13 protein-coding genes, 1 other RNA gene and 4 pseudogenes are annotated in these 16,174 nt (G+C 62.4%); 12 read left to right on the top strand and 6 right to left on the bottom strand.

Annotated elements, in window-relative coordinates:
- Positions 1-80: 80 nt before the first annotated feature.
- The 4 genes and pseudogenes from hemL to ACFQT0_RS14530 all read right to left on the bottom strand — a co-directional run bounded on the left by hemL (position 81) and on the right by ACFQT0_RS14530 (position 3,338).
- Positions 81-1,383: pseudogene (gene hemL, locus ACFQT0_RS14545) on the bottom strand (glutamate-1-semialdehyde 2,1-aminomutase).
- Positions 1,384-1,596: 213 nt separating this feature from the next.
- Positions 1,597-2,211 (bottom strand): hypothetical protein, encoded by a 615-nt coding sequence (locus ACFQT0_RS14540; RefSeq protein ID WP_380203776.1) that lies wholly within the window; start codon positions 2,209-2,211, stop codon positions 1,597-1,599.
- The gene (locus ACFQT0_RS14535; protein WP_380203774.1) at positions 2,165-2,434 is read right to left on the bottom strand and encodes a hypothetical protein; all 270 of its coding nucleotides are present in this window, start codon (positions 2,432-2,434) and stop codon (positions 2,165-2,167) included. The genes ACFQT0_RS14540 and ACFQT0_RS14535 overlap by 47 nt, the downstream gene beginning before the upstream one ends.
- A gap of 1 nt (position 2,435) precedes the next feature.
- Positions 2,436-3,338 carry a tetratricopeptide repeat protein gene (locus tag ACFQT0_RS14530; RefSeq protein ID WP_380203772.1) on the bottom strand — a complete coding sequence of 301 codons (903 nt, stop codon included), beginning with the start codon at positions 3,336-3,338 and terminating at the stop codon, positions 2,436-2,438.
- Between the two features lie 145 nt (positions 3,339-3,483).
- Between ACFQT0_RS14530 and ACFQT0_RS14525 the strand changes: the two genes are divergently transcribed.
- The 6 genes from ACFQT0_RS14525 to dgt all read left to right on the top strand — a co-directional run bounded on the left by ACFQT0_RS14525 (position 3,484) and on the right by dgt (position 8,753).
- A complete protein-coding gene (locus ACFQT0_RS14525; protein WP_380203770.1) occupies positions 3,484-3,819 on the top strand; it encodes a hypothetical protein in 336 nt (111 codons plus the stop codon).
- Entirely contained in the window at positions 3,705-4,079 is a 375-nt protein-coding gene (locus tag ACFQT0_RS14520) for a DUF1361 domain-containing protein (RefSeq protein ID WP_380206028.1), read from the top strand. The genes ACFQT0_RS14525 and ACFQT0_RS14520 overlap by 115 nt, the downstream gene beginning before the upstream one ends.
- Positions 4,080-4,276: 197 nt before the next feature.
- The gene (locus ACFQT0_RS14515; RefSeq protein WP_380203768.1) at positions 4,277-5,452 is read left to right on the top strand and encodes a M1 family metallopeptidase; all 1,176 of its coding nucleotides are present in this window, start codon (positions 4,277-4,279) and stop codon (positions 5,450-5,452) included.
- Positions 5,437-6,387: a M1 family aminopeptidase gene (locus tag ACFQT0_RS14510; RefSeq protein WP_380203766.1), complete on the top strand. Its 951-nt coding sequence runs from the start codon at positions 5,437-5,439 to the stop codon at positions 6,385-6,387. The genes ACFQT0_RS14515 and ACFQT0_RS14510 overlap by 16 nt, the downstream gene beginning before the upstream one ends.
- Positions 6,330-7,256 carry a hypothetical protein gene (locus ACFQT0_RS14505; protein ID WP_380203764.1) on the top strand — a complete coding sequence of 309 codons (927 nt, stop codon included), beginning with the start codon at positions 6,330-6,332 and terminating at the stop codon, positions 7,254-7,256. The genes ACFQT0_RS14510 and ACFQT0_RS14505 overlap by 58 nt, the downstream gene beginning before the upstream one ends.
- Positions 7,257-7,373: 117 nt before the next feature.
- A complete protein-coding gene (gene dgt, locus ACFQT0_RS14500) occupies positions 7,374-8,753 on the top strand; it encodes a dGTP triphosphohydrolase (protein ID WP_380203762.1) in 1,380 nt (459 codons plus the stop codon).
- 514 nt (positions 8,754-9,267) lie between these two features.
- On the opposite strand, the pseudogene ACFQT0_RS14495 reads toward dgt, so the two are convergent.
- A pseudogene (locus ACFQT0_RS14495) lies at positions 9,268-9,824 on the bottom strand (type 1 glutamine amidotransferase).
- A 326-nt stretch (positions 9,825-10,150) separates the two neighbouring features.
- A complete protein-coding gene (gene guaA / locus ACFQT0_RS14490; protein WP_380203760.1) occupies positions 10,151-11,686 on the bottom strand; it encodes a glutamine-hydrolyzing GMP synthase in 1,536 nt (511 codons plus the stop codon).
- A gap of 242 nt (positions 11,687-11,928) precedes the next feature.
- On the opposite strand from guaA, the gene ffs reads away from it, so the two are divergent.
- The 6 genes and pseudogenes from ffs (at position 11,929) to ACFQT0_RS14460 (ending at position 16,167) form a co-directional block, all read left to right on the top strand.
- Positions 11,929-12,024, top strand: an RNA gene (gene ffs / locus ACFQT0_RS14485) — signal recognition particle sRNA small type.
- A 195-nt stretch (positions 12,025-12,219) separates the two neighbouring features.
- Positions 12,220-12,878 (top strand): annotated as a pseudogene (fsa, locus tag ACFQT0_RS14480) (fructose-6-phosphate aldolase).
- Positions 12,879-12,965: 87 nt separating this feature from the next.
- Positions 12,966-13,169, top strand: coding sequence for a fructose-6-phosphate aldolase (locus ACFQT0_RS14475; RefSeq protein ID WP_380203758.1), 204 nt, complete (start codon positions 12,966-12,968; stop codon positions 13,167-13,169).
- A gap of 170 nt (positions 13,170-13,339) precedes the next feature.
- Positions 13,340-13,981: a cell division ATP-binding protein FtsE gene (locus ACFQT0_RS14470; RefSeq protein ID WP_380206027.1), complete on the top strand. Its 642-nt coding sequence runs from the start codon at positions 13,340-13,342 to the stop codon at positions 13,979-13,981.
- A 117-nt stretch (positions 13,982-14,098) separates the two neighbouring features.
- Positions 14,099-14,923, top strand: a complete 825-nt coding sequence (locus tag ACFQT0_RS14465; protein ID WP_380203756.1) for a hypothetical protein — start codon at positions 14,099-14,101, stop codon at positions 14,921-14,923.
- Positions 14,924-15,079: 156 nt separating this feature from the next.
- A pseudogene (locus tag ACFQT0_RS14460) lies at positions 15,080-16,167 on the top strand (DegT/DnrJ/EryC1/StrS family aminotransferase).
- The last annotated feature ends 7 nt before the right edge of the window (positions 16,168-16,174 follow it).

Genomic DNA, 16,174 nt, shown 5'->3' with positions numbered 1-16,174 from the left:
TCGCAAACTGCATCTGTCTCGGTAGGCACGCGTGCGCTAACCCATGCCCATTTTCGCGAAACTCACTTTTAAACTTCGCGCTACTTTGCGCTGTGGGCTTCTACCAACGATTCGCGGCAGGCCGTGAGGTACTTCTCCACCAGCTCATCGGTGATGGCCACGGACACAAACAGGGCTTCGAACTGCGAGGGCGCCAGGTAGATGCCCCGGTTCAGCATGGCGTGGAAGTAGCGGCCGAAGGCGGCAGTGTCGCACAGCTTGGCGTCTTCCAGGTTGTTCACCGGCGCACTGGTGAAAAACAGGCTGAACATGGAGCCGACGCGGTTCACGGTGTAGTTCAGGCCCAGGCTCGGCGGCAATCTGGCGGGTGCCATCGGCAAGGCGGGCGCTGCTGGCCTCGAGGTCGCGGTAGAGCTCGGGGTGCTCGTGCAGGTAGCGAAGTTGAGCCATGCCGGCCGCGGTGGCCATGGGGTTGCCCGAGAGCGTACCGGCCTGGTACACTTTGCCGGCGGGGGCCACGCAGTTCATGATGTCTTCGCGGCCGCCATAGGCGCCCACGGGCAAGCCGCCGCCAATGATTTTGCCTAGCGTGGTGAGGTCGGCTTTGATGCCATACAGCTCCTGAGCACCGCCCGGGGCGAGGCGGAAGCCGGTCATCACCTCGTCAAAAATCAGGACGATGCCGTGCTCGGTGCACAGGGCGCGCAGGGCCTGCAGGAAGCCTGCGGCGGGCGCGACCAAGCCCATGTTGCCGACCACGGGCTCCAGGATGAGGGCGGCTATTTGGCCGGGGTTGGCGGCGATGAGGGCTTCGACGGCGGGCAGGTCGTTGTAGGGCGCGGTGAGGGTGTCCTGGGCTACGCCGCGGGTTACGCCGGCCGAGTCGGGCTCGCCGGCGGTGAGGGCGCCGCTGCCGGCGGCAATCAGGAAGGCGTCGCCGTGGCCGTGGTAGCAGCCCTCAAACTTGATGATTTTGGCGCGACCGGTGTAGCCGCGGGCCACCCGAATGGCCGACATGCAGGCTTCCGTGCCGGAATTTACGAGCCGTACTTTTTCGATGCTGGGCACCATTTTGCGAATCAGCTCGGCCATTTCAACTTCGCGCTGGGTGGGCGCGCCGAAGCTCAGCGAGTTGGGCAAAGCCTGGGTTACGGCATCAAGCACCACTTGCGGTGCATGCCCCAAAATCATTGGGCCCCAGGAATTGATGAAGTCCACGTACCGATTACCGTCTACGTCGGTCAGCCAGGCGCCCTGAGCACTTTGCATGAAAACCGGCGAGCCGCCCACCGAGCGGAAGGCCCGCACCGGCGAATTGACGCCGCCCGGAATCAGGGTTTTGGCGCGGTCGAACAGGGTGGTGGAAGTGGTGAGGTTGAGCATAGAAAAACGGAGTAATCGGGATTGAGTAGTTAGAAATTGGGTTGAGCAAGAGACAACTTAACTCACGCCATCTGTCATGCTGACGAAGGAAGCATCTTCTCACGTCCGGACGACTCGTTCCGCGGCGATAAGATGCTTCGCAAGCTCAGCATGACAGACAGCGCGGACGTGATGCCCCTTAACTCGCCTGACCGGTCTTTTGCCAGGGCGCTCCTAGCGCAGCACTTGCAGCTCCAGATTGGTGAGCTTGACGATGGGTACTACCTGGTTGTCGTGTGCACCACCGGCGTAGCTCTGGCTCTCGAAAATGGCTCCGGGCACGGCCGGCGCGCTGGCCAGGCTGGCCTGGAACGCGGGGCCATACTGGAACAGTGCCGAGCCAAAGTACAACAGCATTTCGAAGCCCTGGTTGGCATACACCGACGGGGGAATGCGCTGCTGCTGCAGGTACAGCTGCCGGAACCGCCGGAAGCCGGGCGCCTGCTCGTCGTAGTACTCGGGGTGCACAAAGTACATGCCGGGCGCGCCCAGCTGCGACACGCTCAGCTTGGGGTTATCGAGCCAGGAGCCCGGGGCCAGCAGCGCGGGGCGGGTAGCGGCGGGCTGCTGCTGCAGCACCTTCACGGCGAGGGGGCCCACCCGGCGGTTTTCCGACGCAACAACAACATGGCTGCTGGCCGAAAGCGCAAGGCCCGCAAACGCGGCGCTTACGTTTTCATCGGTATCGGCCTTGAAGCGCCGCAATACGCTGATTTTGCCGCCTTCCGCTTCGTAGGTGGACTTATAAGCATTGGCGAAATCGGTGTTGTCCTTGCTTTCTTCCTGCAACAGAATACCGGGCCGGCCAGTCCCGAAAGTGCCGAGCGCAAACTGCGCGGCCACCCGGCCCTGCGTAGCCGAGCCTGGGCCCGAAGAGGTAGTGCCAGGGGTTGTCCACTACCAAATCGCCGTCCTGCGACAGGGGATTGACGCACACTATCTGGTGGTCGCGGGCGTAGCGGGCCAGCAGCCGGGCGCCGGATTTATACACCGGCCCAATCAGCAAATCCATGCTAGCCAGCTCGGGTTGAGCCAGTACCTGCTTCAGGGTCAGGGTGTCGGCGCCGGTGTCGTAGGCGAAGAGCTGGAGGGTGCGGCCGGCGCGCTGCAGGCTGTCCTGGGCTAGGCGCAGGCCGGCGTAAAGGTCGGTTACGAACTGCAGCTTGCGCTGCTTTTGCCAGCTGGGGTCGTTCAGGCTCGAAGGGCAGCAGCACGCCCACGTTGTAGCTGCTTTTCTTGAGGGCGCGGGGCTGCGGGGTGTAGCGGGCGCGGTCGAGCTTAAACTTGCCGATGAGCTCCTCGAGCCGGGGCCGGTCGGCGTCGGTGTAGGCGCGGCCATACACGAGGCGGTCGGCGTAGAGGCGGCCCAGGGTCGCGTCGTCCGGGTAGCGACGCAGCAGCCGCAGCCACGTGCTGCGGTCCGAGATGCGCGGCAGGTAGGTGGCCTTCATCACCTCGCGCTCTGGGGTGAGGCGGGCATCAGGCAGCTGGCTCAGGGTTTTCAGGGCGGTGTCGTAGTCGCCCTGCTCGAACGAAACCTGGCCCTGTAAGAACAGCACGTCGGGCAGGTTGGGGTACGTGGGGTACTCGGTCCGGAGCAGATTGAGCAGCTGCTCGGCTTCGGCCCAGTCCTTGAGGCGGGCGGCGGCCACGGCACTCAAGTAGGCTGCATCGGCGGCGCGGGCAAAGCGGGCAGCGGGCCTAGCCAGGGGTTCCAGCGTTTTGAGCGCCGCCTGGTAGTTGCCCTGGTCGAGCTGGGCTTTACCGCTGCGGTAGCGGGCGTCGGGGCTTTGGGCCTGAGCCGGGGCAGTGGCGGGGCGCGGCTTGGCGGGCGTTTGGGCCAGCACCGGGCCGGCGAGCAGCAAGCTGGTCGCTAGCCACCCAAGCGGCCGCCGCAGCGTAGGAGAAAAGGTCATCGAACCAGAAATTAGCTTGCCCTTGTGGAAAGCGGAGCAAAATTAGCCACAAATGCTGCGGCCCCGTGCCCGCCTGGGTCCAGCTTATACGCTGGCCATTGCGCGGCGCGTTATCTTCCCTCACTTAACCTTGCTGTTTGCCGTGTTGTCTCCTTCCAGCCTGCCCCTGTCCCGCGCCCGGCTTACGCTGGTGTTTGTGCTGGGCACTTCACTCACGCTGAGCATCTTGCTCATTGCCGGCCGCGTGCTGATGACGGGCCGCCTGCTGTTCCTATTTTTGATTTGGAACTTGTTTCTGGCCCTGATTCCCTACGCCCTGAGCACCATGCTGGGCCTGGCCCGGGGCCGCTGCGGGCCCGGATGCTGGTGCCGGTGGGCGCGGCCTGGCTGCTGTTCTTCCCCAACGCGCCCTACCTGCTCACCGACCTTTTTCACCTGGAGCCCCGCCCCGGCGCGCCGCTCTGGTACGACCTGGCCCTGATTCTGAGCTGCGCCTGGAACGGCCTGATGCTGGCCTATGCCTCCCTGGCCGACATGCAGCGGCTGGTGGAGCTGCGGCTGGGCGTGTGGGTGAGCTGGGTGTTTGCGGCAGTGGCGCTGCTGCTGGGCAGCTTCGGCATTTACCTGGGCCGCTTCCTGCGCTTTAATTCCTGGGACGTGCTGGCCAACCCCCTCACGCTGTTCTACGACATTCTGAACCGGGTGCTCCATCCATTTTCGTACCCGCGGGCCTGGGGGTGACGCTGGTGTTTGGCGTATTTCTGCTGGTGGGCTACAGCACGGTGCGGCTGCTGGGCCGCCCGCACGAGGAGCCCCTGGCATAGCTGCAGGAGCTGCATCATATATAGAATAAAATCCCTTTTCGGCGAGAGCCTGGCTCGCACCTGCTACTTTCGCTTGTCCGCAAGTGCGGACTCGCTCGCCGTTTCTACCCTGGCATGACCCAACATATTCTCCTCGGGCTTCTGGCCCTGCTGCCCGGCCTGGCCGTGGCTCAACCCGCCAAACCTGCCCGCGCCACCACGGCCGCCTACTTCCAGCAGCAAGTCAATTATGCCATCGACGTGGCCCTCGATGACAAGGCCCACCAGCTCACCGGGCGCGAGGAGCTGACTTATACCAACAACTCGCCGGCGGCCCTGTCGTTCATCTGGTTCCACCTGTGGCCCAATGCCTACCGCGACAATACCACGGCCTTTGCCAGGCAGGAGCTGCGCAACGGCAAGCGCCGTTTTCAGTTCGCTAAAGCGGCGGAGCGAGGCTTTATCGACGGGCTCGACTTCAAGGTAAACGGGCAGGCGGCCAAGCTGGAGTTCGACCCCAAAAACCCCGACATTGCCAAGCTGGTGCTGCCGCAGCGGCTGGCGCCGGGGGCCAGCGCCACCATCAGCACGCCGTTTCGGGTGAAGCTGCCGGCTTCGTTTTCGCGCCTGGGCCACGTGGGCCAGAGCTACCAGATTACGCAGTGGTATCCCAAGCCCGCGGTGTACGACCGACGCGGCTGGCACCCCATGCCCTACCTCGACCAGGGCGAGTTCTACTCCGAATTTGGCTCGTTTGACGTGACCATCACGCTGCCGGCCAACTATACCGTGGGCGCCACCGGCGAGCTCCAGAACCCCGACGAAATTGCGCGCATGGATGCCCTGGCCGCGGCTACAGCGCTTAAAAAGACGGCCAAGGACTTCGGCAAAGACCTGGCCTTTCCAAAGTCTGATGTCGTTACCAAAACCCTGCGCTACAAGCAGGACCGGGTGCACGACTTCGCCTGGTTTGCCGACAAACGCTTCAACGTGCTCAAGGGCGCCGTCACGCTGCCTTCGGGCCGGAGCGTGACCTCGTGGGTGTTGTTTACCAATAAGAATGCGGAGCGGTGGATAAAAGGCCTGCAGGAAGTCAACGATGCCCTCACCTACTACTCGCAATGGGTGGGCGAATACCCGTACACCGCTGCCACCGCCGTGGATGGCGCCCTGAGCGCCGGCTCCGGCATGGAGTACCCCATGGTGACCGTGACCCAGCCCGACGCCATTGTGCACGAGGTGGGCCACAACTGGTTTTATGGCATCCTGGGCAGCAACGAGCGGGACTTCCCTGGATGGACGAGGGCGTGAACACCTACGAGCAGCTGCGGGTGGAAGGCCGCGAAAACCCCAACGCCGGCCTGCTCAAAGACCTGGCTAAGAGCAAGCAGGCCGTTTCGGCCCTGGGCCTGGAGAACCTGCCCGCCAGCGCCCTCAACCAGCTGCCGTACCAGGTGATGGCCAGCCGCGGGCTCGACCAGCCGGTGCAGGGCCCCACAGCGGGCCAATATGGCAAGGGCAACTACGGGGTGATAGTGTACTACAAAACGGCCGCGCTGCTCAGGTACCTGGCCGGCTACCTGGGGCAGGAGAAATTCGACGACGCCATGCGGGCCTACTACACCAAGTGGCAGTTCCGGCACCCCTACCCCGAAGACATGGAGGCCGTGTTTGAGGAAAGCACCGGCCAAAAGCTCGACTGGTTTTTCCGCGAGATGCTCACCAACACCCGCGAATACAATGCGGACATCTTTGCCACTCAGACAATCGGCGACCAGGTGAAGGTGCTGGTGCGCACCGACTCGCCGGTGCTCTGGCCCGTGCCAGTGTCGACGGTGGACGCTCAGGGCAAGGTGCTGCAAACCCTCTGGACCCCGCCCTTCGGCAACCCCGAAGACGATGCCGAAAGCCAGCTCAACTTCCGCAAGGAAAACGTGGCCGCCGTGGTGGTCGACGCCGAATACCTCACGCCCCAGCTCAACCGCCGCGACGACCGGCTGGCGCTCGGCGACGGCAACTTCCGCCGCTGGGAGCCCGTGCGCGTGCAGCCACTGGCCAGCGTGGAGCGCTGGGACCGGTCCGCCATCAACTGGATGCCGGTAATCGGGGCCAATACCTCCGACAAATTCATGCTCGGGGCCGCGTTCTACAACGGCCTGCTGGCGCCCAAAAGCTGCAGTACCTGGCCATGCCCATGTACAGCTTCAGCCGGAACGAGCTCAACGGCATCGCCACGCTCAACCTGAACGTACTACCGGCCAAGGGCAGCCGCCAGGTAGTGACCAGCCTCACCCTGCAGCGCTTCGAGCGCTACCTCAAGCTGGAGCCCAGCATCACCGTGGTGCTGCCGCACTCGGCCTACGACGCTCCCCAGCAGCAGGTAAAAGTCGCGCTCACCTCCGTCGAAGACCAGGACCGGGGCCTCACCAACATTCTCACTGCCGAATACGGCGTGCGCGGCGGCAATGCGCTGCAAACCTGGGGCGCCAACGTTGAGCTCAACCAGCTCGATAAACTACCCGAGGGCGACGCGCTGACTGGGTCGGCCCTGCTGCTGCGCGCCAATGCCACCTACGAGCGGTTTTACTCGCCTAAAAAACGCGTGAGTGCGCGCCTGTTTGGCGGGCGCTTCCTGACCCAATCCGCCAACAACGCCTTCGTGATGGGCCTGAGCGGCAGCCCAGACTACCGCCGCCAAACCGCTTTCCTCGACCGCCAGCAGATTTCCAACACCTTCACCGCCCAGGTGCACCAGACCGACAACCGCGACGGTGCCTTCAAAGCCTACGTGCCTGCCAGCAGCAGCAAGTGGCTCAGCACCCTCAACCTGCAGGCCGATTTGCCCGTCACCAACCTGGCCGTATTCGCCGATTTTGGGGCCACCGCCGAGCGCAATCTGCTCGAAAGCGGCTCGTCGCAGCGCCTGTATTACGACGCGGGCCTGGTGCTACCGCTCGTCCGCAACTTCTTTGAGCTGTACCTGCCCGTGGCGGGGTCGCAGTACGAAAGCGGCCTGCCCAACAGCGGCCGGGACTTGTTCAACCGCGTCCGCTTCGTGCTGAACCTCAACCAGGCCAACCCATTCCAGCTCCTGGACAAAAAGTTAGCTCAATAACCAATGAGTGAATGAGTGAATTAGCGAATGGGTGAGGACTTCAGGGCTTGTTCTCAGTCCTCCTCGTTTACCTCTTCGCTCCTTCGCCCAATCACTCGTTCACTCCTTCACTCATTGATGAAGCCCATGCAGTGGCCGCGTTTGCTTTCGCAGCGCCGCTTCCCCGACCAGCAGTTGCCCCCGCCCAGCGCCGCGCCCGTCCGGGGAGCCTTTGTGCAGGACTACGACCGGGTGGTGTTCAGTTCCGCGTTCCGGCGCCTGCAGCGCAAAACGCAAGTGATGCCCCTGCCCGAAACCGACTTCGTGCACACCCGCCTCACGCACTCGCTCGAAACTGCCGTGGTGGGCCGCTCGCTGGGCCGCCTCGCTGCCCGACAGCTGCTGGAAAATGATGCCGCCCTGGCCCAATCACAGCCCAACCTCGACCAGGACTGCGGCGACATCGTGGCCGCCGCCTGCCTGGCCCACGACATCGGCAACCCGCCCTTCGGCCACTCAGGCGAAGACGCCATCAGCAGCTACTTTGCCAGCCACGCGGCTGCTCCCTACCTCGACAAGCTCACCCCAGCCCAAGTAGCCGACCTGCAGCATTTTGAAGGCAACGCCGCCGGCTTCCGCATCCTCACGCACACCTACGCGGCCCACAGCACCGGCACCGCTGGCCTGGGCCTCACGTATGCTACGCTCGGCGCCTTCACTAAGTACCCCAAACCCAGCGTGGTGCCCGCCGCGGCCAGGCTGGGCGGAGCTTCCGAAAAGAAGTACGGCCACTTCCAAACCGAGAGCCCCCGGTTCCAGCACGTCGCGGCCGAATTGGGTTTGCTTTCGAAAGGCGACCCCGCGCTGGGCTTCACGCACCGCCACCCTCTGGCCTTTCTGGTGGAAGCGGCCGACGACCTGTGCTACCGCATTATCGACTTCGAGGATGGCCTGAAGCTAGGCCTGATTGAGCCGCAAACCGGTCTGGGCTTGCTCAAGAAAATGCTCAACGACCCGGCCGGCCGCGTAGGCAGCGTGCAGTGGCACGACTGGCGCGAGGAATTGGGCTACATCCGCGCCCGCCTCATCGGCAAGCTAGTGGCCGAGGTCGCGGGCCTGTTTGCCCAGCACGCCTCTGCCATCCTCCGCGGCGAATACGACCAGCCCCTTATCAAAGAGCTCGGCTGCTGGGCTGACTTGCAGGAAGTGCAGCGCCTGAGCATCGAGAAGCTTTACCGCAGCCGCCCGGTGCTGGAGATTGAAGCGGCGGGATTCGAAGTACTCGGTGGGCTGCTCGATGCTTTCCTGTGCGCCGTGTTCGACCAGAGCCAGGGCCACCGCAGCCGCAAGTTGCTGCTGTTGCTCCCCGAGCAGTTCCGCGCCGAAGGCCACCAGGCGGGGGTATGCGACTACGAGAAGATTCTGCTCCTCACCGATTTCGTGGCCGGCATGACTGACCAAAACGCCCTGAGCTTGTACAAGACCATCAAAGGAATTGAGCTGCCGAAAGGATTCTGATTTTTATTTCCCAGGCGCTGGATCCATAGGATGATTGACAAAAAATAGAAACGGTAGTACCACTACGAGTCCTAACAGTAGCCCGCCGCTCATCAGCAACCACACCAGCCAAAGCATCAAGCGTGTAGCTAATCTCAGGCCTTTGACTTTAGCCAAGCGGTAAGCCAGGTAAATGCATAGCGCAAACCCTGCCAGAGCCGCTATCGGAAGGGAATAGTACTGCGCTTCAATCGACATCTTCCTTCATTCTGCTACAACCACTTGGGTAACCCTAGCTGCCCAATGCACTTTCGGAGTTGTACTCCAAAAGAGCGAGCGTCATGCGTTGTCACATACATAAGCAGTCGCTAAAACGTAGCCCCAGTGGGGCGGCATATTGGTAGAAAGCATCTATTTACTGCCAAAAAAGCCCCAGCGGGGCGACACTCGTTGCAACGAGTGTCGCCCCGCTGGGGCTTAAGCCTTTTATAAACCGCCTTTCACTACCAATATGTCGCCCCGCTGGGGCTGCGTTTTAATAGGGCAACACTTCCCCCTCGTGGAGCGCCACCATATTCGCCAGCAGCGACTCGAGCAGCTTGCGGCCCTTCCACACCGATTTTAGCTTGGCGCGAATCTGCTCGGCGGTCTGCACAAACTCCTGCTCTTCGGCTGTTTCGTGGCCTTCGATCTCCATGAGCTTCTCCACCATCTCTACCGTGAACTCGGGGTGAAACTGCAAGCCAATGATGCCGTCGCCCCACACAAAGCCCTGCGTGGCGCATCCCGCCGACATGCCCACGCGGATGGCGCCCGGCGGCACCGTAAACGTATCGACGTGCCAATGCAGCACGGCCGCCTTCTCGGGCCAACCCTGCAACAACGGATGCTCCAGCGCCTTAGCTGAGAAGCGCACCGTCCAGAATCCCATCTCGGGGTCGTGGTTAGGGCGCACCTCTGCACCAGCTCCTGGGCCACCAATTGGGCCCCCAGGCAGATAGCCAGGGTGACCTTGCCCGCCCGCAACACCTCCTTTATAAAAGCCTTTTCGGGCACGAGCCACGGGCACGCTTCTTCATCGTGCACACTCATGGCCCCGCCCAGAATCAGCAACCCATCAAACTCGCTCAGCGCCGGGAATACCGGATTCGGCTTAAATAAATAGGTATAGCTCAGGAAATGGCCGTGCGCCGCCAGCCATTCGGCGGCGTGGCCGGCGCCTTCTTCGGGCATGTGTTGCAGGCAATGCCACCGCATTTGATGCTTTTTTATAAAGTTTCTAAAATCTAGAACGTCATGCTGAGCGAAGTCGAAGCATCTCTACCGCGCCACTAATCAATTTTAGTATTGCACTAGAGATGCTTCGACTTCGCTCAGCATGACGTTCTTTTTATTTCTTATTCAGCAAGGCAAAATCCCTATTCCCACTCAATCGTCGCCGGCGGCTTGGAGGAAATGTCATACACCACGCGGTTAATCCCCCGCACCTGGCTGATGATTTTGTTGCTCACCTCGGCCAGGAAATCGTAGGGCAAGTGGGCCCAGTCGGCGGTCATGCCGTCGATGCTGGTTACGGCGCGCAGGGCTACCACTCGCTCGTAGGTGCGCTCGTCGCCCATTACGCCCACACTTTGCACGGGCAGCAGCATGGCACCCGCCTGCCACACGTGTTCGTAGAGGCCGTGCTCTTTCAGGAGGCTAATGAACACGCCGTCGGCGCGTTGCAACAAGTCCACTTTTTCGGGGGTGATGTCGCCAAGGATGCGGATGCCAAGGCCGGGGCCGGGGAACGGGTGGCGGTTGAGGATTTCGGCGGGCAGGCCCAGGGCGGCGCCCACTTCGCGCACTTCGTCTTTGAAAAGCATGCGCAGCGGCTCCACCACCTTTAGGTTCATGTCGTCGGGCAGGCCGCCTACGTTATGGTGGCTTTTGATGGTCACGGCCGGGCCCTTCACCGATACCGACTCAATCACATCGGGGTAAATGGTGCCTTGCGCCAGCCACGTAGCGCCTTCCACTTTGTGCGACTCGCGGTCGAACACCTCAATAAAGGTGCGGCCAATGGCCTTGCGCTTGGCTTCGGGGTCGGTGAGGCCCGCCAGCGCGGCGTAAAATTCGGGGGCGGCCCGCACGCCGGTCACGTTCAGGCCGAGGCCTTCGTAGGCCTTGAGCACCGTGGCAAACTCGTCCTTGCGCAGCAGGCCGTTGTCGACAAAGATGCCGTGCAGGCGCGGGCCGATGGCGCGGTGCAGCAGCAGCGCCGCCACGCTCGAATCGACGCCGCCGGACAGGCCCAGAATCACCTGGTCGTCGGGGCCGATGGTGTGCTGCAGGGCCAAGACGGTCGAGTCCACGAAGTGGTCGGGCGTCCAGCTTTGGCTACACTGGCAGATGCCGACCACGAAGTTGTGCAGCAGCTGCTTGCCGTCGGTGGAGTGCGTTACCTCGGGGTGAAACTGGATACCGTAGGTGTCCTGGCCCTCGATGGCGAAGGCTGCCACGGCCACCTCGGGTGTGCTGGCGATGATGTTATAGCCCGCGGGCAGGGTCTGAATGGTGTCGCCGTGCGACATCCACACCTGCGAGCCGGCGTGCACGCCCGCCAGCAGCGGCGAGGCGGCGTCGAGGGTGGCCAGGCGGGCGCGGCCGTACTCCCGAATGGTGGCGGGCATTACCTCGCCGCCGCCCTGCTGGGCCAACAGCTGCGCGCCGTAGCACACGGCCAGCACGGGCACGTGGCCCAGCAAGTGGCTCAGGTCGGGGTTGGGCGCATCTTCGTCGCGCACCGAACACGGCGAGCCAGAAAGAATAACGCCCCGAATATCGTCGGTCAGAACGAGGTTCGGGGCGTGGGTGTAGGGGTGAATTTCGCAAAACACGTGCAGCTCGCGGATGCGCCGGGCTATCAATTGCGTGTATTGCGAGCCGAAATCCAGAATGATAAGTCGTTCCATGGTGCAAAGCTAACCACGGATTAGCGCGGATTCTTGCGGATTTCACGGATTTTGTGGACGGCGCGACCCCGCCCCGATGAGCTTTAGCAACTAAGATTCCGGAGCAGCGGCCAAATCGTTTTCCACATTAAATCGCCTCAGTACCAATTTCCTGTTCCTTCCGAAGGCTGCCATTCGGCTACAAAATCCGTGAAATCCGCAAAAATCTGCGCTAATCCGTGGTCTGTGCATTACCTTTGCATCGGCAAGTCAGAACGACCAGCTCCCGCTGAACTCCCCCAGGACCGGAAGGTAGCAAGGGTAAGTGGTTGTAGCGGTGCGATTTTGGCTTGCTTTTTTGCCCTTTCGTGTCGGCCCCGGAGCTGCTCTTTACCGCATTTAGCGGCTCAATGAGTAGCTTTGGGGCCGACCTTTTTGTTTCTGGTTGCTTGTTTCTGGTCAGGGTCCTTTTGGCAGCACCAAATGGCAGCAACGGACCCTGACCAAAATGAGCAACCGGAAACGAGTAACCAGAAACCAGAACCCCCTTTCCAATGAAGTTCTTCATTGACACCGCCAACCTCAACGACATCCGCGAAGCCGTTGAGCTGGGCGTGCTCGACGGCGTGACCACCAACCCTTCGCTGATGGCCAAAGAAGGCATCCGCGGCGTCGATAACGTGATGTCGCACTATCGTCAGATTTGCGAGCCTGGTGGATGGCGACGTGTCGGCCGAAGTAATTGCCATCGACTTTGCCGGCATGGTGCGCGAGGGCGAAGAACTGGCCGAGCTCCACCCCAACATCGTGGTGAAAGTGCCAATGACGAAGGACGGCGTGAAGGCCATCAAGTACTTCTCGGAAAAAGGCATCAAAACCAACTGCACCCTGATTTTCACGGCGGGCCAGGCCCTGCTCGCGGCCAAAGCGGGCGCAACCTACGTGTCGCCCTTCGTGGGCCGCCTCGACGATATCGGCCACGACGGCCTGCAGGCTGGTGGAGCAGATTGTGCAGATTTTCAGCAACTACGGCTACCCTACCGAAGTACTGGCCGCCTCGGTGCGCCACGTGCCGCACCTGATTCAGTGCGCCGAGATTGGCGCCGACGTGGTGACCTGCCCGCTCAGCGTCATCACCGGCCTGCTCAACCACCCGCTCACCGACAAAGGCCTCGCCACGTTCCTCGCCGACCACAAACGCGTTAATTCTTAACGCTTAATTAGGAATGAAGAATGAGGAATTATGAATTAGCTTTTCATGAATTCCTCATTCTTCATTCTTCATTCCTAATTCAAGAAAATGTACATCATCAAAGTAAAAGGCAAGGCCAAAATCCCGGATTACATCCAACTGCGGGACGAAGCTTTCGTGCTCATCGCCTACTTCCGGGCCGACCGGCCGCTGAAGGATTTGCACCGCTACGGGCTCGAAGGCAAGGAAACCGAGCTGGCCGCCGTGATTGCCGACCTGGAATTCGGCAAGCTGCGTCCCCTGGCCATCTGAGCCAGGGCCGCGTCGCGAAGCAGGCTTTCTTTTTACTTACTGTTAAATTCCGCACTGATTTTTAAACCGGCATTATAAATAGCCGTCTACAAAATCCGTGAAATCCAATAAATCCGAGCGAATCCGTGGTTCAAACAGAAAACGTTATTGAATTACATGATGCCACCATCATGCAGGAGCAACAGGCTGTTTTGCAAAGGGTGACGTTTTCGCTGGAGAAAAGCGCGTTTGCCTACCTGGTGGGCCGCACGGGGTCGGGCAAGTCGTCGCTGCTCAAGACGCTCTACGCCGACCTGCCGCTGCAGAGCGGCATGGGCACGGTGGCCGGGTTTCCGCTGGCAAAATTATCGGCTGGCAAAGTGCCGTTTCTGCGCCGCCGGCTGGGCATTGTGTTTCAGGACTTTCAGCTCCTCTCCGACCGCACCGTGGCCGAGAACCTCATGTTTGTGCTCAACGCCACCGGCTGGAAAGGCAAAGCCAAAAAGCAGCAGCGCATCAGCGATGTGCTCACGCAAGTGGGGCTAAACGGTACCGCCAACCGCATGCCGCACCGCCTCTCCGGCGGCGAGCAGCAGCGCGTGGTTATTGCCCGCGCCATGCTCAACGAGCCCGTGCTCCTGCTCGCCGACGAGCCCACCGGCAACCTTGACCCCGACGTATCAGACAGCATCATGAAGCTGTTTGGGGAGATAAACAATTCGGGCACGGCCATTTTGATGGCCACGCACAATTTCCAGCTGATTGAAAAATACCCGCACCGCGTGCTGACGTGCAAGGACGGAGAATTGCACGACTCGGCCAACCAGCGCTAGCGTGAGCTTTCTTGTGCGCATCCCATATGCTCATTGCTAACGGTGGAGTAAGATGACCCCTGGGCTGTCGGTATTGATTCCTGTTTTTAATTGGGACGTCAACGAGTTGGTTGGGGCTTGCTCGCGCAGCGAGCCGACTGGCCCGGACCGGTCGAAATCATCTTGTTCGATGACGGCTCGGGCGAAGAAATCCGGAAGTTGAACCGGCCCCTGGGGGCGCAGCCGGGCGTGCGCTACCACGGTGGCGCACAACGTGGGCCGCGCCGCCATCCGCAACCAGGCGGCCGCGGCCTCGGCGCGCCAGGAGTGGCTGCTGCTGCTCGACAACGACAGCCTGCTGCCCGACGGCAAGTTTTTGCGCGCTACGCAGCGGCGCGGCACCAGGCACCGCTGCTCATTGGCGGCACCAGCTATGCCCCGCTGCCGCCGGCCGATACGGCGCTGCACCTGCGCTGGCTGTACGGCCACAGCCGCGAGGCCCGGCCGGCCGCCGTGCGCCAGCAGGCGCCGCACGCCCAGCTCACCATCAACAACGTGCTGATGCACGCCGACATCCTCGCGCGCTTCCCCCTCGACGAACAGCTCAACGGCTACGGGCACGAGGATACCACCTTTGGACTGGCACTGGCGGCGGCCCGGATTGACGTGTTTCATCTGGACAATCCGGTGCTACACGCGGGGCTGGAGCCCGCGGCCGCGTTCCTGCAGAAAAGCGAAGAGGCCGTGCACAACCTGGTGCAGGCCTTTCGCGATGGCGGCGTGGCCATCGATTCGCGCTTGCTGCGGCTGGCCCTGCGGCTGCGCAAGCTGCGGCTGGCAACGCCTACGCGGGTAGCGCTGGCCGCCATCGAGCCGCCCCTGCGGCGCAACCTGCTCTCGGCCACGCCCCGGCTGCAGGCCTTCGACATGCTCAAGCTGCGCTGGCTGCTCAAGCTGCTTTAAATCTCTTTCTTTTTGTGGGAGGCCGGCGCCGGAAGCGGCCTTGGCGCCTTACGGTCCGGTTATCTTTGCCCCGGCTTTTCTCACCCTTATCCATTGATACTCCCGGCTCCACCCTCCCCCATCCTTCTGCTTGATTTGGCGGCGGAGCACGCCGCGATGCAGCCGGCGCTGGACGAGGCGCTGCGCGAGGTAATGGCCACGGCTGCCTTTATTCAGGGGCCCGCGGTGGGCGAGTTTACCACCGAGTTGGGCCAGTACCTGGGCGGGGCGCAGGTCGTTCCGTGTGGCAACGGCACCGATGCCCTCACCCTGGCCCTGATGAGCCTGCAGCGCCCGCGGGAGCCGAAGTTATTGTGCCCGCCTTCACCTACGTGGCCACCCTGGAGGCCGCGGCGCTCCTGGGTTTGCGCCCGGTGCTGGCGGATGTACTGCCGGGCACTTTTAACATAGACCCGGCCGCGGTAGAAGCTGCCATTTCGCCCCGCACAGGCGCCATCATTGCCGTGCATTTATTCGGGCAATGCGCCGATTTGGAGGCCCTGAGCCAGCTGGCCCAACGGCACGGGGTGGCCTTGATTGAAGACAACGCCCAGGCCATCGGCGCCACCTTTCGGATGGGCAGCGGGGTAACAGCCTATGCGGGCACCGTGGGCGAAGTAGGCACCACGTCGTTTTTTCCATCCAAAAACCTCGGGGCCATGGGCGACGGGGGTGCCCTGCTCACCCGCGCCCCCGCCCGCGCCCACTTGCTGCGCCAGCTCGCCAACCACGGCCAAAGCCAGAAGTATCACCACCAGCACATCGGCCTCAACTCCCGCCTCGACACCCTACAAGCCGCCCTGCTGCGAGTGAAGCTGCAGCACCTGCCCGCAGCCACTGCAGCCCGCCAGGCCATCGCCGCGCGCTACGATGCAGCCCTGGCGGCCTTCCCCAGCCTGGCCATTCCGGCCCGCGCCCCGCGCAGCAGCCACGTCTTTCATCAGTACACCCTCACGCTGCGGGAAGCCGGCCAACGCGACGAACTGCGCCACTTCCTGGAGCGGTGCGGGGTGCCCACCATGGTGTATTACCCGCTGCCGGTGCACGCCCAGCCGGCCTATGCCTACCTGGGCTATCGGGCCGGGCAGTTTCCGGTAGCGGAGCGGCTGTGCGGGTCGGTGCTGTCGCTGCCCATCCATCCGCGGCTCAACCTGGAGCAGCAAGCCTACATTATCGAGTGCCTGGGGCTTTACTTTGGGGGTTAATTCTGTT

Origin of the sequence: Hymenobacter humi, assembly GCF_042665855.1 — a bacterium.
Classification (GTDB): Bacteria; Bacteroidota; Bacteroidia; order Cytophagales; family Hymenobacteraceae; genus Hymenobacter; species Hymenobacter humi.
Note: the sequence above shows the minus strand (reverse complement) of the source record. Positions and strands in the feature narration are given on the sequence as shown.